Below are 24,008 nucleotides of genomic sequence, written 5' to 3'. Positions count from 1 at the left end.
ATCACTCAGCGAACCGTGCCAAGGGATCTGCCATTGCTGGCGACGACGAATCAGCCTTCAAGGACACGAATGTCGGCAGAGCGACCAGCCACCCGGGCCTGGTCGCTGCGGCCTGTGAACAGCTCCTGCCGAGCCAGTGGAATGCCCGGCAGAACCCGTTGCCCGATTACCGGACGTCCCAGACCGTCGATCTGCACATGCGAGGCAATCACAAACCACCGACTATGGAGCCTGCTGAATGTCACTCTGCCGGATATCCGACGAGTGCCGGACATCACCATCCACAACCGGATTCTCGCCGCTCTTGCCCTTCCGGGTCATCAGGCCGTACAGCACCATGACCAGGGCGGCAAACAGTGCGGCCCCCGCCAGAAACACACTGGCGACCAGACTGGCAGCCATCAAGGCCGCTGCCACCAGACCACCGGCGATTTTCGCCCCCAAAGGCATGTCACTCCACACCTTGTTCGGGTTGATTTCCATGTTCACGCTTGAGTGAGTCATTGTCTTGCATTTCCTCTTCAGATGATTGATTACTTGTTCCGGAAAGACTCTGCTTTCCGACACCCATCAATCTACGGCATGCAACTTAGGTGAAAATTAGGCAGGCGTTGACAGTAGTTCAACCCTCTGTTGCCGGTACTCGTACCTGAGACCCTGTCCAGCCAGGTTTTCCACCTTCAACTCGCCACCTGCTACGGCAGCGACCTGGCTGGCGATGGCAAGGCCCAGTCCATTGCCTTCATTACCTGCCCGAGCACCTCTGTCAAAGGGCTCGAACACCGACTCCAGCGCCGCAGGGTCGATACCCGGACCGCTATCGTCCACTCGGAAAATCATGTACGAGCCTTGCGTGAAGAGACTGACATTGATCTGTCCGTTTGCCGGAATGTGACGAATGGCATTACTCAGTCCATTGCGGAAGATCTTCGACAGGCCATGGTCGAAGTCTTCGACTTTGATGTTCTCGATCTGCACCACACCAAGATCAACCGGACGCTCCATGGCCAACGGATAGACGCTGGCGATGACTTCTCGAAGCAGATCATCGGCATTCACTATTGCTACATGAGCCTGATCGTTGAACTGCAGGCGGGCCAGGTCCAGCAACTGTGCCACCAGAGATTCCAGGCGCTTCAGGCCCTGTCTCATCAATACCTGGTTCTGCTGCGTGTCGTCACGACAGACGTTCTCAGCCAGGATATTCAGGCCTGCAACCGGCGTGCGCATCTCATGAGCGGCATCGGCGATGAAACGCTGCTGCTTGCGGATATCCTTGCGGGTACGTCCCAGCAGCCGATTGATGGCCCGGGTAAAGGGCAGAATTTCCTCTGCGATCCCCCGGTCGGATAGTGGCGCCAGGGACAGGGCCTCGCGCGAGTCGATCTCTGCCGCCAGCTTGCGTACCGGCTTCAGACCCCTCGACAGAACCCAGCGCGCAATCAGGAAAAAACCGATAGCCAGCACAACGACCGGAAACAACGCATACAGCGCATTCTTGCCGGCAAGCTCCTCTCGCAGTTCGGTTTGCTGGGCAACAGCATAGGGCGCACGACCATCTTCCGGCCTGATGACAAGCACTCGCCAGAAGTCATCACGCGCTTCGATGTCGTGAAACCCGGGCTTGAGTGTTTCCGACAGTCTCAGATAGCCCCGTTTGCCGAGTGTCTGCACCAGCACCTGCTCATCGTCCCGTTCACGAGCCCAGAAATTGCCCTGATTCCCCCCGTCGGGCACCCACCGAGCAACCTCCAGCAGCATGGCGTCCTGCATCTCCTCGGCACTCAGATACGCCAGGCCCGCAGACAGCAAGCCACCGACGACAGCACAAGCCAGACTTGCGACGAACAACCAGCGACTCAGATCTGCCTGCAGCGATCTTCGCTTCATTTTTCAACCATCCAGCCAAGACCACGAATGTTTCTGATGGCCTGTTTGCCCAGCTTTCTCCTCAAGCCGTGAATCACCACCTCGAGGGCGTTGCTGGCCACTTCTTCGCCCTGGTTGTACACATGCGCTTCGAGTTGCTCTCTGGACAAGACCTGGCCCGGCCGATACATGAGGGCTTGCAACAGTGCCAGTTCACGGGCAGACAGGGCAACTTCCCCGGACTCGCCGCGAGCCATTGCCGTGGCCGGATTCAGCTGCACCCTGGCCGTTGCCAGTTGTGGACTTCCCGACCCTGCATGACGACGCGCCACGGCGCGCAGCCGAGCCTGCAGCTCGCCCAGTGAGAACGGCTTGACCAGATAATCGTCAGCCCCGAGATCCAGGCCCTGAATGCGATCCTGCACACCATCCCGGGCAGTGATGATGATGACCGGAACGTCCTTGCCACGTGCACGCAGCTGCTGCAGGACGGCGGTACCATCCATCCCCGGAAGCCCCAGATCCAGCAAGACGGCATCGAAACCCTCGTCGTTCAAGGCTGCCATGGCAGCCTTGCCATCCTTCACCCACTCGCAGGCATGACTGGCTTCAAGCAGCGATTGCGAAACGCCATGACCGATCAGGGGATCATCTTCAACCAGCAGTATGCGCACAAGCGTCCTCGGTTCTGTCGACAATGGCAGACAGCCCATGACCGCACGGAATGAGCTGAAAATCGCGGTGGCAAATCCATCCCATCCGCTGTCATGCCGTTACGCTAACCCATTTCCGACAGCCATGACCATGCTTTCCGTCCGGCTCACCACTGGCAACGCAAACGCGCCTGAGCAGATGGAGTCGATCGCGGGACGGTTCGCTGAGCGTTCCGGAGGGAGACATTGACACTTCGCAAGGTGATACCCGCGCATTACCGGCTCCCGGCTCCCGGCTCCCGACTCCCGACTCCCGACTCCCGACTCCCGACTCCCGACTTTCGGCTTTCGATTCTCGTCTCCCGGCTCCCGGCTGTCGGCTGTCGGCTGTCGGCTGTCGGCTGTCGGCTGTCGGCTGTCGGCTGTCGGCTGTCAGCTGTCAGACAGGGTATCGTCCTTACTCGGTTGCAATCAGCACCGTCTTGGCATTCATGAATGCCAGCATGCCATCCGCTGACAGCTCGCGCCCGTAACCCGAGTCCTTGACACCACCGAAGGGTCGCGCCGGATCCGAAGAGACCATGGCATTGACGAAGGTCGACCCGGCCTGCAGGCGATTGATGGCCTCATCGATTTCCGCCTGCTCGTTCGACCAGATGCAGGAACCCAGACCGAACCGCGAATCATTGGCGAGGTGAATGGCATCGTCAATGGAGTCAGCCTTGAACAGCAGAGCGACCGGACCGAACAGCTCTTCGGTGGCTGCCGGTGAGTCTGCGGGTATATCGGCCAGGATGCCGGGCTGGTAGAAATTTCCCTCGCCATCAATGGGCCGGGCACCGGTCAGTCGGGTGGCGCCTGCGGCGACCGACTCTTCGACCTGGCGATGCAATTCATCCCGGATCTGCGGCAGGGCCAGTGGCCCGATATCGGTATTTTCATCCATGGGATCGCCCACCACCAGTGCGGCAAAACCGGCCACAAAGCGGTCCCGGAAATCGTCGTGGATATCGGCATGCACGATGAAGCGTTTGGCGGCGATACAGGACTGTCCATTGTTGATCGTGCGCGCCTTGACCGCCGTTTCCACCGCCTTGTCGATGTCGGCAGATGGCATGACAATGAACGGATCCGATCCGCCCAGCTCCAGCACGGTCGGCTTGATCTGTTGACCACAACTACTGGCCACAGCGGCACCCGCCCCTTCGGAACCGGTCACCGTGGCCGCCCGCACACGATCGTCCTTCAGAATGCTCTCGACCTGCCCTGAACTGATCAGCAGTGTCTGAAAGGCACCTTCCGGAAATCCCGCTCTGGCAAGGATATCCTCGATGGCCAATGCACAACGAGGCACATTGGAAGCATGCTTGAGCAACCCGGTATTGCCCGCCATGAGTGCCGGAGCTGCAAAACGGAAGACCTGCCAGAACGGAAAATTCCACGGCATGACTGCCAACACCGGCCCCACGGGCAGATAACGCACATAGCTGTCATTATCGCCATCCACCAGCTTGCGATCAGCCAGAATTGTCGATGTTTCCCGGGCGTAGTAGTCACAGGCCAGGGCACATTTCTCGACCTCCGCCATCGCGCTGGCGAGAGTCTTGCCCATCTCCTGTGTCATCAGTCGACCCAGACTCTCCTTCTCGTGACGCAGCAATTCCGCCGCCTTGCGCATCTTCACTGCGCGTTCATCCAGACTCAGCGAAAGCCCCTGCCGGAAAGCCTGATGGGATTTTTCCAGCGCCACATCGATCGCGTCTGCATCCAGCAGATCGAACTGCTGTTCTGTCTTTCCCGTTGCCGGGTTCACGGATTGCATGCCGGACATCATGAGCTCCTGTCGCCGAGTGAGAGTCGATCACTCATCACTGTAGCGAAGTGCCCGGCAGCGGCTATCAGCCCGCTGGGATTTTGTAAGGACTACCGGCTCGCGCCAGCGGCTTCACGCTGCTTTCGTCAGATAACGGGCTGCCAGCTGTACGTTCTCTACCGTCAGGGGCTTGCTGAGATAATCCAGCACCATGGGATAGCGACTGGCTCTCTCGCGATCTGCGGGATCGAGTGATGTTGTCAGCATGATGACGACACTCTCGGCGAACTCCTGACCGAACTCCGCGATGGCCTGGTCCAGAAACTCGAAACCGTTCATTCTCGGCATGTGAATGTCGAGAAAGATGATGTCCGGCTTTACATGATCATCCTTGCGAAAGTAGTTCAGAGCCTCTTCGGCAAGCTGAAAATCCATGACGGTTTGCACGATCCCCGAACGCTTCAGTACGCGCTTGTAGATCATCTGATCAACCGGTTCATCATCGATGGTGATAACGGTCTTTATCAGCGGAATCCCTGTCATGGCTGTGCTCCCGGAAATTCCAGTGAAAAGGTCGTACCACTGTGCCCATCGGATATCACTTCGATGGCCAGATGATGGTTTTCCGCAACGCGCTGACACAGCGAAAGCCCGATACCGGTGCCCCCGTACTGATCTCGCAGATTGAGTCGATTGAACAGACCGAACACCTTTTCCTGATCGGCTTCGCGAATGCCGATGCCATTGTCCTCGACTGTTATCCGATACCCCTGAGCATGTCTTGTGGCGTAGACAGAGACCTGGTGGTCACGCTCGTTGTGACGAAACTTCAGTGCGTTGGCAATCAGGTTCTGAAACAGCATGCGCAACTGCATGGCATCACCCTGCACAGCTGGCAGATCACCCAACTCCACTGTCGCGCAGGCAGCGCGTACGTCTGCAGCCAGATCCGACACAATGGCCTTCACCAGGCTGTTCAAGTCGATGGAATCGACCTTGATGGGAGCATCCACGGTCCGTGAATAGGTCAGCACATCCTGCACCTGTACGCCCATGCGTTCCACGGTGGCCAGACCCGTTTCGACGAACATCCGAGCATCGCTGCTCATGGAATCTTCCTCACAAGCCAGCTCGCCGAAGATCATCTTCAGAGTATTGGCGGGTGATTGCAGATCGTGCGAGATCGCGTAGGTAAATTCGCGCTGCTCACGACGCAATCGCTCACTGCTCAATCGGGCTGTCTTCAGACGTATCAGGTCGGAAACGCATCCGGCAATCTTCTGCGCTCTACCGATTTCCGCCGGTGTCCAGCGACGTTCCTCGGGCTGCATCATGCACAGACCACCAATGACCTTGCCGCCCGGAGCCTCTACCGGAATGCCCAGATAAGCCAGGGGTTGTCCCTCGGACAGGGCTGGCGTGCCCACCAGCAGAGGGTGCAAGCGGGCATCGGACACGACCACCGGGGCACCAGTCAGTGGCACATGCTGACAGTAGGTCAGCTCCATCGGCAACTCACGACTGGCCGCCAGTTCATCCGGGTGTCCTGACTGGCTCTTGTAGAAAATTCGCTTCTTCCTGAAATCGGCCACCGAGACATGGGCCACCGGAACATCCAGCAGTTCGGAAGCCAGACAGGTCAGATTATCGAATTCCTGCTCGGCAGGGGCATCGACCAGACCCAGTTCTTCCAGTGTGAAATGCATACTCGGTTCTCGGCTCTGGCAACAGACACACCGTGACCCTTGATGGACAGTCGGTGGTCTTCATGTAACGGCCACCAGTCCCCGCACCTTGAATCGGGATACCCTCGCCAAGCTCAATGAGACCTGAAGACGCCAACCGGAAACGCGATTGATCGGTGAATACAGTCGCGCCCGCAGGCTCTAACCGATGGAAAACCGGCTCTTCATCAGACGATCGAACCACTTCAGCAGCACTCCATCGACCGTATTCTGTACACCCATGGAAAATCGCTCCATCAGATTCTTCCTGGCCTTGAAGCTGACCATCAGTACATCGCGCTCTTCACAGGCGTCGATCAGGTACTGATCACTGGTGGACAGCTTGTCCGCGAGATGCAGATCCAGCGTGTCCTGTCCGGACCAGATCTCACCGGTTGCCACCTGTTCGATGTCGAGTTTCGGGCGGCGTTTGCTGACATAGTCCTTGAACTGCCCGTGAATGCGCTCGATATCCTCGATGAACTTCTGCCGACCTTCATCCGTGTTTTCTCCGAACAGAGTCAGCGTGCGCTTGTACTTGCCCGCCGTGAGCATCTCGAAGTCGATATTGTGTTCCTTCAGCAGGCGATGAAAGTTGGGAATCTGTGCAACCACACCGATGGAACCGAGCACGGCGAAAGGTGCAGCCACCAGCTTGTCTGCCACGCAAGCCATCATGTAACCGCCGCTGGCAGCCACCTTGTCCACACAAACGGTCAAGGGCACCTTCCTGTCGCGGATACGATCCAGTTGCGAAGCAGCCAGACCATAGGATGTCACCATGCCACCACCGCTCTCCAGTCGTACAAGCACCTCGTCGTCGGACGTGGCTGTGGTCAATACAGCAGTAATCTCGCGGCGCAGCTTGTCGACTTCTGTGGCACGAATATCACCGTCGAAATCCAGTACATACAACCGCGAACGCCCCTTCTCGACCAGGATGGTCTCACCCTCGCCGCGTTGCTTGCTCGCCTTCTTGGCCGCCTTCCTGGCTGCCTTCTTCTCGGCCTTGTCTGCAGCCTTCTTCTCCTTCTCGGCCAGCTTGCGTTCGAACGGCTCCATCAGGGAGAAGGACAGAGCCTCCCGCATGTCCTCCAGACGCTCATTGTATTTGCGGATCTCGATATGCCCTTCCGAACCACCACCATCCATGTCACGGCTGCGCATGGCGGCCGCTACCACAGCCATGATGATGGCCACAACGGCAATCACGAACGTCAGCGCCTTGAGAAAAAACAACCCGTATTCGTAGAAAAACTCAGCCACACTTATCCCCTGTCTTGTATTGTCTGAATAGCCGCAGCCGTCCGGCAGCATGCATCCCCTGCGGGATGGTCAGCACCTGAGCGGACGCGCCCTGAAACTATGGTTTATGGATGAACCAGCACTGATGAATGCGCGGGTTGCGTTGAAAATCCCGATCGATGGACCAGCTGTTGCGCTCCTCCACCCGGATACCCCTTGTGTCATCCTCGGTCAGTTCCGGTGACAGCTTGAAACGCCGATAGTTGTTTGAAAATATCAGGGTTCCGCCCGGTGCCAGCAACTTCAGACAGGCATCGATGGCGCTGACGTGATCGCGCTGCACATTCCAGTCATCCTCGACTGCACTGGAGTTGGAGAAGGTTGGTGGGTCCAGCAGAATCAGATCGAACAGCGCCTCTTCACGAATACCCACCGACGCATGCTCCAGCCAGCTGATCACATCCTGCCGCACCACTTCGTGCAATTGCTGAGCCGCGCCGTTGCGATCCAGATTTCGCATGGCCCACTGGCAATAGCGATTCGAGGTATCCACCGACACACTGCTGGAAGCGCCACCCATGACCGAGGCAACCGTCGCCGTTGCCGTATAGGCAAACAGGTTGAGAAAGCGCTTGCCCTGACTGTTCTTCCAGATGTATCGCCGCACAGGCCGGTGATCGAGAAACAGACCGGTATCCAGGTAGTCGGTGAAATTGACCTCGAGTTGCGCGCCGAACTCTTCCACCAGGGAAACGCTGGACGAGGCAGACTGCAACTTCTCATACTGTTGCGTACCGCTCTTCACTTCCCGCACTTTCAGGTGCACGCAATCGGATTCCACATTCAGTGTTTCCGGCAGAACAGCCATCAGAGCCTCGAGTCGCGCTTCTGCCATCGCCCGGTTGACCGTCGACGGCGCCTGATACTCCTGCACCACACAATGCAGCTGCTCGGATTCGAACAGATCGATGGCGACGGCGAACTCCGGCAGGTCGGAATCGTAGACCCGATAGGCCTTCACACCCGACTGTTTCTTCCAGCCCTTGAGCGCCCGCAGGTTCTTCTTCAGGCGATTGGCGAACGGCGTGGCATCCACCTCCAGCGCCTCACGCGGTCCTCGGTAGAGTGACGCCTGCGGGTGAGGCGAATCACTGTCAGCCTCGCTGTCGGCTGACATATCGGCAGAGGACCCGGCGGGTGCGAGCCCTGCGCCGGTTTCCGCAGCACCAGGCATACCGTCCTGCCCCTCGGCAGCGTGTGACGCCACCGGCAGTCGGGCCTTGCCCGCCCGGGGAATCTCCCCCGTCAGCAGCACACAGTCGATACCACCATTGGTCGCCTTCAGGGTCTTTGACAAGGGCAGGCGTGCCCGCGCATGCGGTGCAGCTTCCGCGGTGAACAGGGCGCACTGCCACCCGGCGTACTCGCGACTCAGACTGGAACCCAGATCGGCATAGAAGCGGGCATCGCCGGCCAGACGTTCGCCATAGGGCGGGTTGCTGATCAGCAGACCTTCCGGTGCATCATCCAGCAACGGCGGGCGTCGGTCAGACACCGAGGCCACGTCAAGGCTGACCACATCCGCCAATCCGGCGTTCTGCAGATTCTGGCGACAGTTGTCGATGGCGCGCCTGTCATGGTCACTGCCGCAGATGGCCACGGGAGAGGGTCGCACCGCCTGCCGAGCCTCGAGCAGGATATCCTGCCAGAGCGCCTCATCATGTCCCTTCCAGCCCATGAATCCGAAATAATCGCGCAGCAGACCCGGTGCCTGCCTGCAAGCCATCATGGCAGCTTCGATCAGCAAGGTGCCGGAGCCACACATGGGGTCGGCCAGAGGCTGACCCTGTTCAAGCGCTGCCGGCCAGCCCGCTGCCAGCAACAGCGCAGCGGCCAGATTTTCCTTCAACGGCGCCAGGCCGCCGGCATCACGATAACCCCGCCGGTGCAGACTGCTGCCGGACAGGTCGATGGCGATTCGCGCCTTGTCACGGAACAGATAGACGTTGATGCGCAGGTCCGGTGTATCGCGATCGACGTCCGGACGTCGGCCGCTGGACTCCCGGAACTGGTCCACCACGGCATCCTTGACTTTCAAGGCGCCATATTGCGAATGCGTAATGGCCGACTTGGCGGTGAAGAAATCCACGGCCAGCGAGCCGTCAACATCGACATGCAGGCTCCAGTCGATTTCCTGTACCAGCTCATAGAGCGCTTCCGGAGTGGCCGCCGCTCCCTGATGAATCGGAATCAGCACGCGATTGGCCACGCGACTCCACAGGCAGGCCTTGTAGCCGGCCGCAAGTCCGCCGCTGAAACGCACGCCAGCACCGGCACTCTGGACGTGCTCCAGCCCAAGTTCACGCAGTTCGTCTGCCAGCAGGTGTTCAAGCCCGCTGCCACAGGTGGCATACAGCTCGGCATGACGCAGGGTTGCGCTCAGATCGGATGAAGAGAAGGAATTCGGCAAGACGATGGGACCCGGTTGGAAACAGAGACATTCATGTGACATCCTGTCTGGCCGCCTGCATGCAGATACCGGCAACACAGCCTGTAAAAGCTGCGAGCCGCCATGCACCCAGTCAAGGCTGGACAGATGTACTTCGATACAATAGACATTGTATACGGGGAAACGGATGCCGCGATGATCCCGGCGGCTCAAGAAACGCCATGAAATTGACAAGTTACGGTGCCGCCGAGGAAGTCACCGGCTCCTGCCACCTCATTGAAGTCGGTGAATCACGTGTTCTGTTCGACTGCGGCCTGATTCAGGGTAGCCGCAAGGATGAATTGCGAAACCATGACCCCTTCCCCTTCGACCCGTCCACCCTCGATGCGGTTGTCCTGAGTCACGCCCATATCGATCATTGCGGCCGACTGCCCATGCTGATCGATCAGGGGTTCAATGGCCGCATACACAGCCACGCTGCCAGTTGCGATCTTGTGCAGATCCTGCTGAAGGACTCGGCCAACCTCAATGCCAGAGATGTGGAATTTCGCAATCGCAAGCGCAAACGTGCCGGCAAGCCTCTGTTGACACCACTGTATGACCAGAAGGATGTCGAAGAAACACTCGACAAGCTGGTCGCGACACCCTATGACACCTCGGTCAAGGTGGCACCGGGCGTCAGCATTCGACTGTACGATGCCGGCCACATTCTCGGTTCCTCTATCGTCGAGATCACTCTGGTGGAAGGCGATGAGTCTCGTGTCGTGGTATTCAGTGGTGATCTGGGGCACCGCGGTTCACCCATTCTGAAAGACTTCACCTGCCTGAAGAAGGCGGATCTGATACTGATGGAGAGCACCTACGGCAATCGCCTGCACAGGGACTGGTCGGAAACCCTGCTGGAGGTCCAGGAGATCGCCAGCGCACTGAGCAGCGCCCGCGGCAATATCCTGATACCGGCCTTCTCCGTCGGCCGCAGCCAGATGATTCTGTACACCATGGCCCGCTACTTCGACGAATGGGGGCTGGATCGCTGGAAGATCTTTCTGGACAGCCCCATGGCGATCCGTGCCAGCGATGTCTATCTGCGCCACGTCAGCCTGTATGACGAAGAGGCTGCCGCCTTCTACAAGAAGCACGGCCCCCTGTTGTCCATGCCCAATCTGTCATTCTCCCAGTCCGCCGCGGAATCCCGCGCCATCAACAAGATGGAATCCGGTGCCATCGTGATCGCCGGCAGTGGCATGTGTACCGGGGGACGCATCATTCACCACCTGAAACACAATCTGTGGCGCCGCGATGCCCATGTCATCATTGCCGGATATCAAGCTCCCGGAACCCTCGGCCGCCAATTGGTCGATGGCAAGCCGACCGTCAAGATATGGGGGGAAAAGATCGCCGTTCGTGCCACCATCCATACCATTGGCGGCCTGTCTGCCCATGCCGACCAGCAGGGCATGCTGGACTGGTATGCCGGTTTCACGGATCGACCTCCGGTGTTGCTGGTGCATGGAGAGAGCCGCGCCATGCAGGCTCTGGCGGCTCGGCTGAGTGATGAGCTGGGTGCTCGTGCCATCCCTGCATCCCGTGGCAAGTCGACAGATTTGCTGGCGCTGGATAAATTTGGCCAATGATTGTTCGTTCTGTTACGGTTTCTGCCAGCCGCAAGACGGGCTGAATCCGGAACATCAACTGAAAAACACGGGCCAGGCGGCCCACCCACCGATCAGCAGTGAGATCCGCACAAGATGAGTACAGAAGAAAGAGAGTCGATGGAGTTCGATGTCGTGGTGGTTGGCGCCGGCCCTGCGGGGTTGGCCACTGCCTGCAGACTGATGCAGATTGCTCAGGAAAAGGAGCAGGAGATCAGCGTTGTCGTGCTGGAAAAGGGCTCCGAAGTCGGTGCTCACATATTGTCCGGGGCCGTGATCGAGCCGCGCGCATTGAACGAGCTGTTTCCCGACTGGAAGGAAAACAATGCGCCATTGAAAACCGCCGTGACGCGCGATGACATCCTGTTCTTCACCAGTGCCAGTGGTTCCCTGAAGATGCCGCATTTCCTCTCACCCAAGACGATGCACAACGATGGCAACTATGTCGCCAGCCTTGGCAATCTGACGCGCTGGCTGGCGGAACAGGCAGAAGCGCTGGGCGTCGAGATCTTTCCCGGATTTGCAGCTGCCGAGATCCTGTATCACGAAGACGGACGCATCAAGGGTATCGCCACCGGTGACATGGGCGTCGGCGCTGATGGCAGCCCGAAAGACGGTTTTGAACGCGGCATGGAACTGCATGCCAAGTACACCGTATTTGCCGAAGGCTGTCGCGGCCATCTGGGCAAACAGCTCATCAACCAGTTCGGACTCGATGAAGGCCGCTCGCCCCAGCACTACGGTATCGGTCTGAAGGAGCTGTGGCAGATTGACCCGGCAAAACACGACCCGGGGGTTGTGGTCCATGGTGCCGGTTGGCCTCTGTCCGAAACCGGCACCACCGGGGGTGGTTTCCTGTACCACCTGGAAGACAATCAGGTGGTGGTCGGTCTGATCATCGACCTGAATTACTCCAACCCCCATCTGAGCACCTTCGAGGAGTTCCAGCGATTCAAGAATCACCCGGTGGTTCGCGACGTACTCGAAGGTGGCGAACGTATCTGCTACGGTGCACGCGCCATTGCCAAGGGCGGACTCAATTCTCTGCCACGCATGAGCATGCCAGGCGCACTGATGATCGGTTGCGACGCCGGCACACTCAACTTTGCCAAGATCAAGGGCACGCATACCGCCATGAAATCCGGCATGGTGGCTGCCGAAACCATCGCTGCGGCTCTGGCCAATGGTGATGAAGGACGAGAGTTGAGCGAATACGATGACGCCTTTCTGGCCAGTTGGGCCGGCGAGGAATTGAAGAATTCGCGCAACTGGGGGCCAGCCATGCACAAGTTCGGCATGTACCTGGGAGGCGCCTACAACTACATCGACCAGAACTTCTTCGGCGGCAAACTGCCCTTCAACTTCCGCGATGAGGTGCCGGATCACGCCTGCCTGAAGCCGGCCGACAGCTGCAATGCCCCCGACTACCCGAAACCCGATGGCAAGATCACCTTCGACAAACCTTCATCGGTCTTCATGTCGAACACCAACCATGAAGAGAACCAGCCGGTTCATCTGCAACTGAGCGATCCGACCATCCCGATTCAGGTCAATCTGCCCAAGTATGCCGAACCCGCCCAGCGCTATTGTCCGGTAGGCGTGTACGAGGTGGTGGTCAAGGAAGACGAACCAAACTTCGTGATCAACGCGCAGAACTGCATTCACTGCAAGACCTGCGATATCAAGGATCCCAGCCAGAACATCACCTGGGTCGTCCCCGAGGGTGGCGGCGGTCCCAACTACCCGAACATGTAAAAGCGACGTCACGCTCTGCGGGCAGTACATCCGACTGCCCGCAAGCTCATTGCCGAATTTTCCCAGCGATTCAATCCTCGGCCGGTGGTGCCGCCTTGGGTTTGCTGGCACGTGGGGCGCGCTTGGGTTTGGCTGGCGCATCTGCCGCTGCTTCACCGGCAGCGTCACTGGCGGCACCGGCACTTTTCCTTGGCGCGCGCTTGGCTGCTGCTCTGGGCTTTTTCTCGGTTTCGGCTGCCCCCTCAACAGCTGCGTCCGCCGACTTGGCGGCCGCACTGGCGCGCGGTTTGCGCACTGCCGTGGTCTTCGCTCTCGTCCTTGTCACCTTTGGCTCAGCCGGTTCCGAGGCCGCACTCTGCGCCTCGTTCTCGGTGGCTGCCCTGGGCTTTCGTGGTGCACGAGGCTTTCTGACTGGCGCTGCGTCCGCCTTGTCACTTGCTGGCGAGGAAGCGGCATCCGCGGTGGCCGGTGCAGGCGTGGACGCCTCAGCTCCGGCGGCCGCAGGAGACGATTCACTGGCTACCGGCTGCGAATCCCGGGCGGCGGGCTGATCCAGTGGTAGTTTCTGTTGAGCATCGCCGTTGATCACCGACACCGGCTTGTCGGCTGCGATGGCTGGCGTGGCAGCATCGTGCTCTGTCTGACCTGCCGCTTGCTCGGCTTTCTGCGGAGTGCGATTCTGGTTGCGCGACTGATTGCGGTTCTTGTTGCGATTCTGGTTACGTCCGCCGCGGCCATTCTGCGCACCGTTCTGGCCGTTGTTCTGGCCGTTGTTCTGCGCCTCATCGGACTGTGCACGGTTGGCATTGCGACCCTGCCCATTGCGTGTCTGCTGGCGACCCTGGGCACTACGTCCCTGCCCCTGGGCACGTGCCTGATTCTGACCGGGCTGGCGACGCTTCTGATTACCGCGCCCCTGCTTGTTGCGATTGCCCTGGTTGCGACCATTGCTGCCGTAAACCAGACTACCCACCTGATAGGGATCTTCCATGCCGATCAGATTGCTGTCTGACGGAAAACGGTTGTTGACGTTGAAATGATCACGATTGCCGAAGTTGTCATCTTCGTATTCGATTTCGGTAGCCGGCTCGGGCAGGGCTCGATTACCGATATTGTCCATCTCTTCGGTGAGTTCACGGGGTGGTTTCAGCGCCCGATTGCCTTTCTCGATGCGATTGCCGATGTCATCGTTGTCGCCGGAGCGACCGCGCTTGCCCGAACGACCACTGCGTTTCTTGCGGTTACGTCCCGGATTGCCGCCTTCGGCGCGAGCGTTGCTGTTACGAGAACGTGCCCCGCGATTGGGTCTGGATGGACCGCCGTTCTCACGTGAAGAGGCTGATTGACTGTCCGATGACGCTCCGCCGGAATTCGATGGTGCCGATGGCAACTCGCTATTGGTCATGTTTGTACTATCACCTTGGTTTTACTTCTTTGTTTTCCGTGACTTGCGGCAATCAGCCTGCTCATGCCAGTGTATTGACAACACGGCTGGTCAAAGACGATGTGTGAGGCAAGGACTGCAGTCAGGCACGTGAATGCCAGCCCCTCTCAGGGCCCGTGCGGACAGGGCATGTTACCCGCCAGGCAAAGGTAAATCTCTCTCAGGTCTCACTGCGACAGGACAGTTTGGTCTACAGTGCGTTACCAATTTCTGACCCGATGCGGACCGAGTAGCGGTTAGTATACGCCAGCTGATTTCAATCGGTCGTATTTATGCCCTGTTGCCTGTTCCAATGACATGGTACTGCGTCACAGTCCTGCCCGGCAGGCGCTGAATCGGGCCCCCATTCGCTTCGACATACTATCCATATCGTGAAAACAGATTACGTATCTCATTGGCAACAGGAATGGTTTGGCAATATTCGGGCCGATGTGCTTGCCGGACTTGTCGTGGCCCTTGCACTCATTCCCGAAGCAATTGCCTTTTCCATCATTGCCGGAGTCGATCCGAAGGTAGGCCTGTATGCCTCCTTTTCAATAGCCGTGATCGTTGCCATCACCGGAGGCAGACCCGGCATGATTTCCGCCGCCACGGCCGCCACCGCCGTACTGATGGTCACCCTGGTCAAGGACTATGGCTTGCAGTATCTGCTGGCAGCAACCGTACTGGCCGGACTTCTGCAGATCGTTGCCGGCCTGCTGAAGCTGGGAATGGTCATGCGATTCGTGTCGCGCTCGGTCATGACCGGCTTCGTCAACGCGCTGGCCATTCTGATCTTCATGGCGCAGCTACCCGAATTGATCGATGTACCGTACCTGACCTACATCATGGTTGCTGCCGGTCTGGCCATCATCTATCTCTTCCCGCGGCTGACCAAGACAATACCGTCACCGCTGGTCTGCATCATAATTCTGACCATCATTACCCTGGTGCTGGGTCTTGATATCCGCAATGTTGGCGACATGGGTGAACTGCCAGACTCCCTGCCGGTGTTCCTGATACCCGATATTCCACTCAACTTCGAGACCCTGCAGATCATCCTGCCCTACTCGGCGGCGGTTGCAGCCGTGGGCCTGCTCGAATCACTGATGACAGCCTCGATCGTTGACGAACTCACCGATACCCGCAGCGACAAGAACCGTGAATGCATCGGTCAGGGCATCGCCAATACCGCAACCGGCTTCATCGGAGGCATGGCAGGTTGTGCGATGATCGGGCAGTCCATCATCAACGTCAAATCCGGTGGCCGCGGCCGTCTGTCCACGTTCTGTGCCGGTATCTTTCTGCTGATCATGATCGTGTTTCTCGGCGACTGGGTGAAGCTGATTCCCATGGCCGCACTGGTTGCCATCATGATCATGGTATCCATCGGTACCTTCAGCTGGTCATCCCTGCTGAATCTGCGTACCCATCCGCGCAGTTCCTCCATCGTCATGCTGGCCACCGTCATCGTCGTGGTGGCCACGCACAACCTGGCCATCGGCGTGCTGGTTGGCGTGCTGTTCTCGGGCATCTTCTTCGCCTGGAAGATCTCGCAGATTTTCCGGGTCACCTCATCGCTGAGTGAGGATGAACAGACCCGAACCTATCTGGTCGAGGGTCAGCTCTTCTTTGCGTCCAGTGACGAGTTCACAGCCTCCTTCGACTTCAAGGAATCCGTGGAAAAGGTCATCATCGACGTCAGCCAGGCGCATATCTGGGACATCTCCAGCGTGCAGGCACTGGACATGGTCGTCCTGAAATTCCGGCGCGAAGGCAGTGAAGTCGAGATCATCGGACTCAATGAAGCCAGCGAGACCATCGTCGATGAACTGGGTATGCACGACAAACCCGGCGCACTTGACGATATGATGAAGCACTAGACCGAGGAATTGAACTTGATCAAGATTATCGCAGTCATCGACGGTTCCAGCTACTCGGCCAGCGTGTGCGAACATGCGGCCTGGGTCGCCAACCGGGCCGGCGCCAGCATTGAAGTCATTCATGTCCTGACACGCCGGGATGCCAGCGCCGACCAGTCCAATCTGAGCGGCAGCATCGGTCTGGGTGCGCGCTCCGCCCTGCTCAGCGAACTGGCGGAACTGGATGCCCAGCAGGCACGGCTGGCCCAGAAACGTGGCCGCGCGATCCTGGTCGATGCCGAATCACTGCTGTCCGAACGCGGCGTGAGCAACGTCCACACCCGGTTGCGCAACGGCGAGATCGTCGACACGGTCAAGGATATGGAAGACGAGGCTGACCTCATCGTCATGGGGAAGCGTGGCGAGTCGGCCAATTTCGACACACTGCATCTGGGCCCCAACCTGGAAAAGGTCATCCGTTCCACACGCAAGCCGGTCATGGTGGCTTCCCGGGAATTCACGGAACCGAGCAAGATACTGATCGCCTTCGATGGTGGACCCAGCGCCCTGAAGGCCGTGGAATTCGTGTCGAAGCGACCTCACTACAACGACTTGCCGATCCACCTGTTGAGTGTCGGTCGCGACTCGGCCAACGAACGTCGCCAGTTGGAAGGCGCCGTGATCACGCTCAAGGAAGGGGGCTTCGCCGTTACCGGTGAGAACCTGCCCGGCACCCCCGAAAGCGTCATTGCCGACAAGGTCGAGCAGGAAGGTTTCGATCTTGTCATCATGGGTGCTTACGGGCATTCCCGAATCCGCAACCTGATCATCGGCTCGACCACCACCGAAATGGTACGTTCCTGCAAGGTACCGGTGCTGCTGTTTCGCTGATCAGCAATCGATGCGGGGTGGTTCTGCCGAGGCCTGACGAATTGAATTCGGCAGGCCTCAGCATTATCTTCACACCATCTGATCGATCAACAATCACCTCGTCAGTCACTCTCCTGCAGACCGCAGCTGCAACGCTGCTGCGGTACCGGGACTGACGGCAGGGTATGACGCCTGGGGGGCGCAGAATCATGCACGACTTCAAACAACAACTGGCGCCGGGCTGGACCCCGGTCAACATCGGCCTGATGATCATCCTGTTCATGGTTGCCTGGCCACTGGCCGTGCTCATGATCGCGTACATCATCTGGGGGCAGAAGCTCGGCCTCGACCTGGGACGACCAGAGACGCTGTCCATCTTCTGGAAACGATTGAGCGTTGCTTTCCGTGCCGGGCTGGATTCGTTCTCCCGCAACCCCTGAGCCTGGTCGTTCGCCAGAACGCCTGACTGACTGTAGTCAGACAACCGCGTTGCTGAACCGGGCTATATCGAGTATCCAGACAGACAGTGGTCGTCATGCCCGCAGACAGCGGGCACCCGGCGGGCACGCTCCAGCCTCTTGCACTCATCCGGCGAGCAGACACCCGCTTGCTGATGCCTGACGCGCGCAGACAGGCATTTGCCTCCCGCGCTCAGGTTACAAATGAAACCTGTCGATCTCTACGCGACAGTTGATCCGCCGATATTCAGGACACGTTCCGTTGTTCATGCGTGCAGACCATGGCAGATCCTACAAGCCGATGTGGCTCCCGGTACCCGGGATGGTGGGCCGTAACCACGGCCTGTCTGTCATTGTTTGCCTGCTCGGTACTGGCAGCACCGGCGCCGCTGTGTCTGTATGTGTCCTCCTATCATCAGGGGCATGCCTGGTCTGACGGTATCGAGCGAGGCCTGCGCCAGACGATTGCCGAGCATTGCGAAGTTGCCAGTTTCTACATGGACAGCAGCAGACGGCCATCGGTGAGGGACATGCAGAGTGCAGGCCTGGCAGCTTTCGAACGGGCTCGCGACCTGCAACCGGATATCATCATCACCTCGGACGACAATGCGGCCGAGTACCTGATCGTGCCATATCTGCTGGGCGGCAAGACTCCCGTGGTGTTCTCCGGCATCAACTGGTCAGTCCAGGAATATGGCCTGCCAAGCAGCAATGTCACAGGCATGGTGGAAGTGGCACCACTGCGACATATGCTGATCAACACACTGACAGCGGTCCAGAGCAGTCCCGACCACCGTATCCTGACTCTGCGAAAGCAACCGGGCGCAGCTCGCATCCTGTATCTGGGCAGCGACTCCCCCGCCGACCTGAAGATGCTGGCGCGCATCGATCTGATTGCCAATCTGCTCGGCACCGGGGTAGACAGTATCCTGGTCGATGACTTCGATGCCTGGTTGAGCGGCTTTCGCCTGGCACAGAACCATGACCTGCTGATCATCGGCAACAACGCCAATGTACGCGATTTCGATCATGACGTTGCTCGACGCCATGCCCTGCTGCATACACGAACGCTGAGCGTTACCTACAACGACTGGATGATGGACTATGCGGTGCTTGGCTACACTCGTCTGGCCGAGGAACAGGGGGAATGGGCCGCACTTGCAGCAATAGCCATTCTGGACGGCTTGCCGCCCAGCGATATTCCGGTGGTGACCAACCGCAAGTTCGAAACCTGGCTGAATGTCGATCTGGCCGAACGCAGTGGTCTGCGGCTCAGCCCGCATATCACCAATCGAGCCAAGAAGTACCAATGAGGGTGATCGGTTCCCTGCACCGGACGATGACACCCTACCGTGCCCGCACTGCCTTGCTGTGCATAGCGCTGACCTGTTCCCTGCTGGTCATCACCTATTCGCTCAACAGCTGGCATCATGATCGACTGAACACCGAACGCATGAGACTGGCCGTTACGGACATCAGCGAGCAGATCGGCGGCATCCGTGCATTGATGGCATCGCTGGTCGGCCTGCACCAATCGGCTCCTGCGCCGCAGCACTCATCACTGCTGCTGTACTCGAACCAGATTCTCGAGCACGCCGACTACATCACCAGCATAGGTCGCTACGAGCACGTGAGCCAGGCTGAGCGCAGGAGCTTCGAGGCGCACATGAGCGAATCCGGCCTGCTGGATTACAGAATCAAGGGCATCGACGAGCACGGCAATGTGAGCAGCCTGCCAGCCGTGGAATGGTCCTATCCCATCAGCGTCCTCGAACCACTGCTGCCGACCAATGCGCGACTGATCGGTACCAACCTGGGATCGCTTGACGGACTGGAGCAGATGCTGGACAACATCGCCAGAACCAACGGCACCCTGGTGACGAGTTTTCCCGAATCATGGCCCTTTGGCGGCCATCTGGTTCAGTTCAGACCCGTGTATCGCGGTCAGCAGACACCGGGGACCGATGCGACACGCTGGCAACAGTCGGCTGGTGGCTTCTGGATGTCCATTGATGTCACCAGGCTGCTGAGCGGGCTTGCCGCCCGCTTGAGCGATTTCGACATCAAGGTCAGGGTCGAGCATGGTGATACCGTCACGGCGCTGTACAGTCAGGAACCTCGCTACAACGAGAATCTGTATCTGCGTTTCCTGTATCCGAGTCAGCAGCTCACCGAGGTATGGACAAGCGATTCGGGCAGGCTGAGCATTCGATTCGAAAAGGAAGTCGGCTTCACCGGTACGGCTCTGCTCGTCGCAGCCAGCTGCATGGTGGCATTCCTGCTGCTGCTGTTGCAGTTCCTGTCCCATCAATCGACGAAGCGGCAAAGCGAACAGGAACAGAATCGCAGCCGAGAGGCATTGTACGACGCTCGGGAAATGGCAGAGCGAACACTCAATGCCATGCAGGATGCCATCCTGACGCTGGATACCGACCTGCGCATCTCGCACATCAACCCGGCGGCGGTCATACTGTTCAAGGCAAGACCCGATGACACACTGGGCCGGCATTTCAGCGAAGTGATCGAATTCCGACTGCTGGAAGAGCCGGACACCCTCCTTGACCTGCCAACGGCATTGCAGCATCTCTCCCATGGCAGCAAGGGTGAATTCGATGTCATCCCCATTGCCAACCTGCATTCGGATCTCATCCTGAAGCTGACGCTGACAAGCCTGCACAACCAGGAAAATACAATCACCGGCCATGTCCTGGTCATGCGCAATGTCAGTCATGAACGGCGCCTGACCAGAAAGCTGGCCTATCAGGCCAACCATGACTCCCTGACGGGATGCTACAACCGACATCATTTCGAGCAGGCACTGGCAGGTCTGCTCGATGAAATGGCCTTCAGCGACAATCAACACGCCCTGTTCTATCTGGATCTTGATCAGTTCAAGACGATCAACGATACCTGTGGGCATCGTGCCGGAGACCGTCTGCTCAAGGAGCTGACCACTCGTCTGTCATCGATCGTTCGCGAACAGGACACCCTGTCCCGCCTGGGCGGTGATGAATTTGCATTGCTGCTGACCAATGTCACGGCCGAACACACGCAAGCCATATCAGAGCGCCTGTACAAGCTGTTTCAGGGATTCATATTCCACCATGAAGACAAGGCATTCGCAGTACGCGCATCCATCGGCGTCGTCCATCTCGACCAGAACTGCAACAATCTGAATGACGTCATGACTGCAGCCGACATCGCCTGCTACGCCGCCAAGGATGCCGGGCGCAACAATCTGCTCGTATACTCCGCCGACAATCATGCCCTGGCGCAACGATCAGAAGAACTCAGCTGGCTTCCACGGCTGCAGAACGCCTTGCAGAACGATGAATTCCTGCTGTACATGCAGCCGATTGCCAGACTGAGCAAGAATGAAGGCGAAACGGCAGGAGTGCCGCCGGAATCGATCGAGCACTTCGAGTTCCTGTTGCGTCTGCGAGACTCGGAAGGCATGGAATTCACCCCCTGGCAGTTCATCCGGGCCGCGGAGCGCTACGATCTGATGCGGCAGATCGATCGCTGGGTCATACGGACCGCGCTGCGTACCATTGCAGAGCTCGATGGCGGTCCCGCCGGTCATTGCAGCTATTCGATCAACCTCTCGGGGCAGTCCGTCGCCGATCCGACACTGGCCGACTATATCCGTGAGCAATTCGATCAATACAAGCCAAACCCCGAGAAGGTCTGGTTCGAGCTGACCGAAACTGCTGCCATTGCCAACTTCTCGGTGGCAGTCGATCTGTTCCACAGCATTCGTGACAACGGCAGCCTGATCGCACTCGATGACTTCGGCTCGGGGCTGAGCTCCTTTGCCTATCTCAAGAACATGCCGATCGATATCATCAAGATCGACGGGCAGTTCGTTCAGGATATCGCAAGCAATCGCTTTGACAGACACATGGTTCTTGCCATACACCAGCTGAGCACGACCATGGCCGTGAAGACCGTTGCCGAATATGTGGAGAATCAGGAAATACTCGACGAATTGACCGACATCGGAATCGACTATGCGCAGGGGTATCACATAGGCAAACCTGCCAGTGTCGAGGACACCCTGGTGCAGTGTTTCAGCTCTCGCCGCGTGGCGTGATTGGACCGAGTCAGCGTTGAAAGCGATCCGGCCGAAAGGCTGCCAATGCCTGGGCATCCTGCTCACCGGTGATCAGGCCCGCGACCAGACGCCCTGTCTTGGCACCACCGGTCAAACCGATGTGCTGATGCCCGAAGGCTGTATACACCCCGGTTGAACGGATCTGTCCGATGAACGGCAGACTGTCTGTCGGAGCCGGGCGATGCCCCATCCATTCCACGGTGTCGCGGTATTCCAGGTCTGGCATCAACTCCTTCACCTTGCGCATCAGCAGTTCGATCGGTTTGCGCGAGGGGCCTTTCTGCAATCCACCGAACTCCACGATGCCGGCACAGCGCATGCCATCATGCATGGGCGTTGCCACGAATTTTCCCGACGCGATCATGGTAGGCACGCTGACGCACTGCGAAGGCTCCCTGAATATCACGTGATAACCACGCTCCGATTCCATCGGCACTCGGATGCCCAGTTGCCGCGCCAGCGGCGTAGACCAGATTCCCGTCGCCAGTACCGCGGAATCACAGGCAATCGGCCCCTGATCGGTCTGGACCGATCTGATCCTGTCATCCACCAGTTCCATGCCCTGCACGGTTGCCTGTACCAGAGTCCCGCCAAGCCCGGCAAACACCTCGGCCAGTGACTTCACGTACAGACCCGGACTGCGAATGTGTCCATGATGCTGCCGCATGACAGCCAGCATTCCGATACCGGGACCCAGTGCCGGCTCTTTTTCCCGTACTGCCGCCCCTTCCAGCAGCTCCGGCTCGAAGCCGTTCTCACGGCGCAACTTCCAGACATAGGACTCCGCCTCGAATTCCTCGCGATTGCGATAGGCAAACTGGTAATCGGACGGGACCAGCCATTGATCGGCAACGGTATTGCCAGCCAGGTCCTGATGCTGTTCGAGGCTGTCGCCAATGACGAATCGCAGATGACTCGCAATGCGACGGGTATCGGCGTCATTGGCATTGGCCAGGTATTGCGTCAACCATGGCAGCATTCTGGGCAGATGGCTCCAGCGCATGAACAAGGGGAAATCGGGATTCATCAGCATGCCCGGTGCCTTGCGCAGCAGACCCGGTGTAGTCACCGGCACCACAGAACAGGACGCCAGCACGCCGGCATTGCCGTGTGAGGTGCCCTCCCCCGGAGCCTGTCTGTCGACCAGAGTCACCCGGTGCCCGGCTCTGGCCAGCCAGATACCGGCTGCCACACCGTTGATGCCAGCGCCGATGACGACCGTATGCGGTGATCGATCCTGTGATGTCATGCTTGCAATCCTGTTCTAGACCCCTGCATTACCGCCAGTCTCCACCAGTAGAAGGTTCAGATCCGGCAGATTTCCCGCGCCGCCCCTGCGCCCCACTGCCAGCGCCCCACAACGATTTCCCATGACCAGGCAGTCGGACAGGGGCCTGCGGGCAAGCCAGGCACACAGAAAACCGGCGTTGAAGGCATCGCCCGCCCCTATGGTATCAATCACCTCACACGGATCGGCGGCAGCATGCAGCTGCCGGCCAGCCTCGTGGACCGTTGCTCCCGCCGCACCTTGCTTGACCACCGTCATTGGAGCACAGGCAGAATCGACACCGTTGCGCTGCAGTCGCTGCATTTCGCTCTCATTGGGCAGGAAGACATCAACCCGGGAAATCAGCTCGGCGATGTCAGGATGGTCGAGACAGGCATCGTCCCAGGCACAGTCGAGCGACACGCTAAAGCCCGCCTGACGCGCCTGAACGAGCAGCGATGGGTTCTCGAGAAGCGTGGAAAGCTCACTGATGTGCAGATGTGTCAGCGTCGAAGCCGCGGCCAGAGTCTGCATCCTGGCGGCATGATCATCCGGCAATGCCGCACCCTGGCGACTGGTGAGAAAGGCTCGGTCGCCATCCATCGCCATGGCAACAGTCAGCTGGGGGGAACCGCCGCTGGCGACGACACATTGGCCCAGATCAACGCCCAGTGCCAGCGCTTCCTGCTCGATGATGCTGGCGAAGGGTGCACAGGGCAGTCGCCCCAGAAGACATGACGGCTTGCCCAGTGCCGCCACGTAGGCCGCCGTGATGAAGGCACCGCCGCCGGCGTGTACCGACATCTCTTCAGCGAACTGCTCACGTCCCAGACTTGGCAGTTGCGTCATGCCCG

Annotated in this window: 19 protein-coding genes; 7 read left to right on the top strand and 12 right to left on the bottom strand. The window is 58.8% G+C overall.

The genetic code is table 11. The features are described 5' to 3' along the window. Positions 1-50 precede the first annotated feature (50 nt). From ACUNV4_RS02840 to rlmKL, 9 genes are all read right to left on the bottom strand, one after another. Positions 51-212, bottom strand: a complete 162-nt coding sequence (locus ACUNV4_RS02840; RefSeq protein ID WP_430876976.1) for a hypothetical protein — start codon at positions 210-212, stop codon at positions 51-53. Between the two features lie 10 nt (positions 213-222). Further along, on the bottom strand, positions 223-504 hold the full coding sequence (locus ACUNV4_RS02835) for a hypothetical protein (protein ID WP_430876975.1): 282 nt from the start codon (positions 502-504) through the stop codon (positions 223-225). Positions 505-600: 96 nt separating this feature from the next. Next, positions 601-1,890 carry an ATP-binding protein gene (locus ACUNV4_RS02830; RefSeq protein ID WP_430876974.1) on the bottom strand — a complete coding sequence of 430 codons (1,290 nt, stop codon included), beginning with the start codon at positions 1,888-1,890 and terminating at the stop codon, positions 601-603. Next, the gene (locus tag ACUNV4_RS02825; RefSeq protein WP_430876973.1) at positions 1,887-2,543 is read right to left on the bottom strand and encodes a response regulator transcription factor; all 657 of its coding nucleotides are present in this window, start codon (positions 2,541-2,543) and stop codon (positions 1,887-1,889) included. Before ACUNV4_RS02825 ends, ACUNV4_RS02830 begins: the two co-directional genes overlap by 4 nt. Positions 2,544-2,979: 436 nt before the next feature. After that, positions 2,980-4,353, bottom strand: coding sequence for an NAD-dependent succinate-semialdehyde dehydrogenase (locus ACUNV4_RS02820; RefSeq protein ID WP_430876972.1), 1,374 nt, complete (start codon positions 4,351-4,353; stop codon positions 2,980-2,982). A 114-nt stretch (positions 4,354-4,467) separates the two neighbouring features. Continuing rightward, positions 4,468-4,878, bottom strand: a complete 411-nt coding sequence (locus ACUNV4_RS02815; RefSeq protein WP_430876971.1) for a response regulator — start codon at positions 4,876-4,878, stop codon at positions 4,468-4,470. Continuing rightward, complete coding sequence (locus tag ACUNV4_RS02810; protein ID WP_430876970.1) at positions 4,875-6,041, bottom strand: GAF domain-containing sensor histidine kinase; 1,167 nt, start codon at positions 6,039-6,041, stop codon at positions 4,875-4,877. Before ACUNV4_RS02810 ends, ACUNV4_RS02815 begins: the two co-directional genes overlap by 4 nt. Before the next feature lie 180 nt (positions 6,042-6,221). Further along, positions 6,222-7,325, bottom strand: coding sequence for a protease SohB (sohB, locus tag ACUNV4_RS02805; protein ID WP_430876969.1), 1,104 nt, complete (start codon positions 7,323-7,325; stop codon positions 6,222-6,224). 97 nt (positions 7,326-7,422) lie between these two features. After that, entirely contained in the window at positions 7,423-9,774 is a 2,352-nt protein-coding gene (rlmKL, locus tag ACUNV4_RS02800; RefSeq protein ID WP_430876968.1) for a bifunctional 23S rRNA (guanine(2069)-N(7))-methyltransferase RlmK/23S rRNA (guanine(2445)-N(2))-methyltransferase RlmL, read from the bottom strand. A gap of 200 nt (positions 9,775-9,974) precedes the next feature. Here rlmKL and ACUNV4_RS02795 point away from each other — a divergent pair, with 200 nt between their 5' ends. Beyond that, positions 9,975-11,387: an MBL fold metallo-hydrolase RNA specificity domain-containing protein gene (locus ACUNV4_RS02795; protein ID WP_430876967.1), complete on the top strand. Its 1,413-nt coding sequence runs from the start codon at positions 9,975-9,977 to the stop codon at positions 11,385-11,387. Positions 11,388-11,501: 114 nt separating this feature from the next. Next, positions 11,502-13,160: an electron transfer flavoprotein-ubiquinone oxidoreductase gene (locus ACUNV4_RS02790; RefSeq protein ID WP_430876966.1), complete on the top strand. Its 1,659-nt coding sequence runs from the start codon at positions 11,502-11,504 to the stop codon at positions 13,158-13,160. Between the two features lie 70 nt (positions 13,161-13,230). Here the strand turns inward: ACUNV4_RS02790 and ACUNV4_RS02785 are convergent, their stop codons facing one another. Next, positions 13,231-14,565 (bottom strand): hypothetical protein, encoded by a 1,335-nt coding sequence (locus ACUNV4_RS02785; protein ID WP_430876965.1) that lies wholly within the window; start codon positions 14,563-14,565, stop codon positions 13,231-13,233. Positions 14,566-14,975: 410 nt separating this feature from the next. On the opposite strand from ACUNV4_RS02785, the gene ACUNV4_RS02780 reads away from it, so the two are divergent. The 5 genes from ACUNV4_RS02780 (at position 14,976) to ACUNV4_RS02760 (ending at position 21,866) form a co-directional block, all read left to right on the top strand. Next, positions 14,976-16,466 carry a SulP family inorganic anion transporter gene (locus tag ACUNV4_RS02780; protein WP_430876964.1) on the top strand — a complete coding sequence of 497 codons (1,491 nt, stop codon included), beginning with the start codon at positions 14,976-14,978 and terminating at the stop codon, positions 16,464-16,466. A 15-nt stretch (positions 16,467-16,481) separates the two neighbouring features. Then, complete coding sequence (locus ACUNV4_RS02775; protein ID WP_430876963.1) at positions 16,482-17,336, top strand: universal stress protein; 855 nt, start codon at positions 16,482-16,484, stop codon at positions 17,334-17,336. Positions 17,337-17,524: 188 nt separating this feature from the next. After that, complete coding sequence (locus ACUNV4_RS02770; protein ID WP_430876962.1) at positions 17,525-17,755, top strand: DUF2852 domain-containing protein; 231 nt, start codon at positions 17,525-17,527, stop codon at positions 17,753-17,755. 299 nt (positions 17,756-18,054) lie between these two features. Continuing rightward, the gene (locus ACUNV4_RS02765) at positions 18,055-19,086 is read left to right on the top strand and encodes an ABC transporter substrate-binding protein (protein WP_430876961.1); all 1,032 of its coding nucleotides are present in this window, start codon (positions 18,055-18,057) and stop codon (positions 19,084-19,086) included. Continuing rightward, the gene (locus ACUNV4_RS02760; protein ID WP_430876960.1) at positions 19,083-21,866 is read left to right on the top strand and encodes a bifunctional diguanylate cyclase/phosphodiesterase; all 2,784 of its coding nucleotides are present in this window, start codon (positions 19,083-19,085) and stop codon (positions 21,864-21,866) included. The genes ACUNV4_RS02765 and ACUNV4_RS02760 overlap by 4 nt, the downstream gene beginning before the upstream one ends. A 10-nt stretch (positions 21,867-21,876) precedes the next feature. Here ACUNV4_RS02760 and ACUNV4_RS02755 read toward each other — a convergent pair whose 3' ends face one another. Beyond that, positions 21,877-23,136 carry an NAD(P)/FAD-dependent oxidoreductase gene (locus ACUNV4_RS02755; RefSeq protein WP_430876959.1) on the bottom strand — a complete coding sequence of 420 codons (1,260 nt, stop codon included), beginning with the start codon at positions 23,134-23,136 and terminating at the stop codon, positions 21,877-21,879. Between the two features lie 15 nt (positions 23,137-23,151). Further along, positions 23,152-24,003: a carbohydrate kinase family protein gene (locus ACUNV4_RS02750; RefSeq protein WP_430876958.1), complete on the bottom strand. Its 852-nt coding sequence runs from the start codon at positions 24,001-24,003 to the stop codon at positions 23,152-23,154. Positions 24,004-24,008 lie beyond the last annotated feature (5 nt).

This window comes from Granulosicoccus sp. 3-233 (genome assembly GCF_052681095.1).
The sequence above is the reverse complement of the archived record's forward strand: the minus strand, read 5'-3'. Positions and strand labels throughout refer to the sequence as shown.

Excerpts from the sequence above, each read along its gene's own strand:
- ACUNV4_RS02820 (WP_430876972.1), bottom strand. The coding sequence starts at position 4,353 with ATGTCCGGCATGCAATCCGTGAACCCGGCAACGGGAAAGACAGAACAG.
- ACUNV4_RS02795 (WP_430876967.1), top strand. The coding sequence starts at position 9,975 with ATGAAATTGACAAGTTACGGTGCCGCCGAGGAAGTCACCGGCTCCTGC.
- ACUNV4_RS02755 (WP_430876959.1), bottom strand. The coding sequence starts at position 23,136 with ATGACATCACAGGATCGATCACCGCATACGGTCGTCATCGGCGCTGGC.
- ACUNV4_RS02765 (WP_430876961.1), top strand. The coding sequence starts at position 18,055 with ATGGCAGATCCTACAAGCCGATGTGGCTCCCGGTACCCGGGATGGTGG.
- ACUNV4_RS02785 (WP_430876965.1), bottom strand. The coding sequence starts at position 14,565 with ATGACCAATAGCGAGTTGCCATCGGCACCATCGAATTCCGGCGGAGCG.
- ACUNV4_RS02835 (WP_430876975.1), bottom strand. The coding sequence starts at position 504 with ATGACTCACTCAAGCGTGAACATGGAAATCAACCCGAACAAGGTGTGG.
- ACUNV4_RS02830 (WP_430876974.1), bottom strand. The coding sequence starts at position 1,890 with ATGAAGCGAAGATCGCTGCAGGCAGATCTGAGTCGCTGGTTGTTCGTC.
- ACUNV4_RS02760 (WP_430876960.1), top strand. The coding sequence starts at position 19,083 with ATGAGGGTGATCGGTTCCCTGCACCGGACGATGACACCCTACCGTGCC.
- ACUNV4_RS02810 (WP_430876970.1), bottom strand. The coding sequence starts at position 6,041 with ATGCATTTCACACTGGAAGAACTGGGTCTGGTCGATGCCCCTGCCGAG.
- ACUNV4_RS02770 (WP_430876962.1), top strand. The coding sequence starts at position 17,525 with ATGCACGACTTCAAACAACAACTGGCGCCGGGCTGGACCCCGGTCAAC.
- ACUNV4_RS02750 (WP_430876958.1), bottom strand. The coding sequence starts at position 24,003 with ATGACGCAACTGCCAAGTCTGGGACGTGAGCAGTTCGCTGAAGAGATG.
- ACUNV4_RS02790 (WP_430876966.1), top strand. The coding sequence starts at position 11,502 with ATGAGTACAGAAGAAAGAGAGTCGATGGAGTTCGATGTCGTGGTGGTT.
- ACUNV4_RS02815 (WP_430876971.1), bottom strand. The coding sequence starts at position 4,878 with ATGACAGGGATTCCGCTGATAAAGACCGTTATCACCATCGATGATGAA.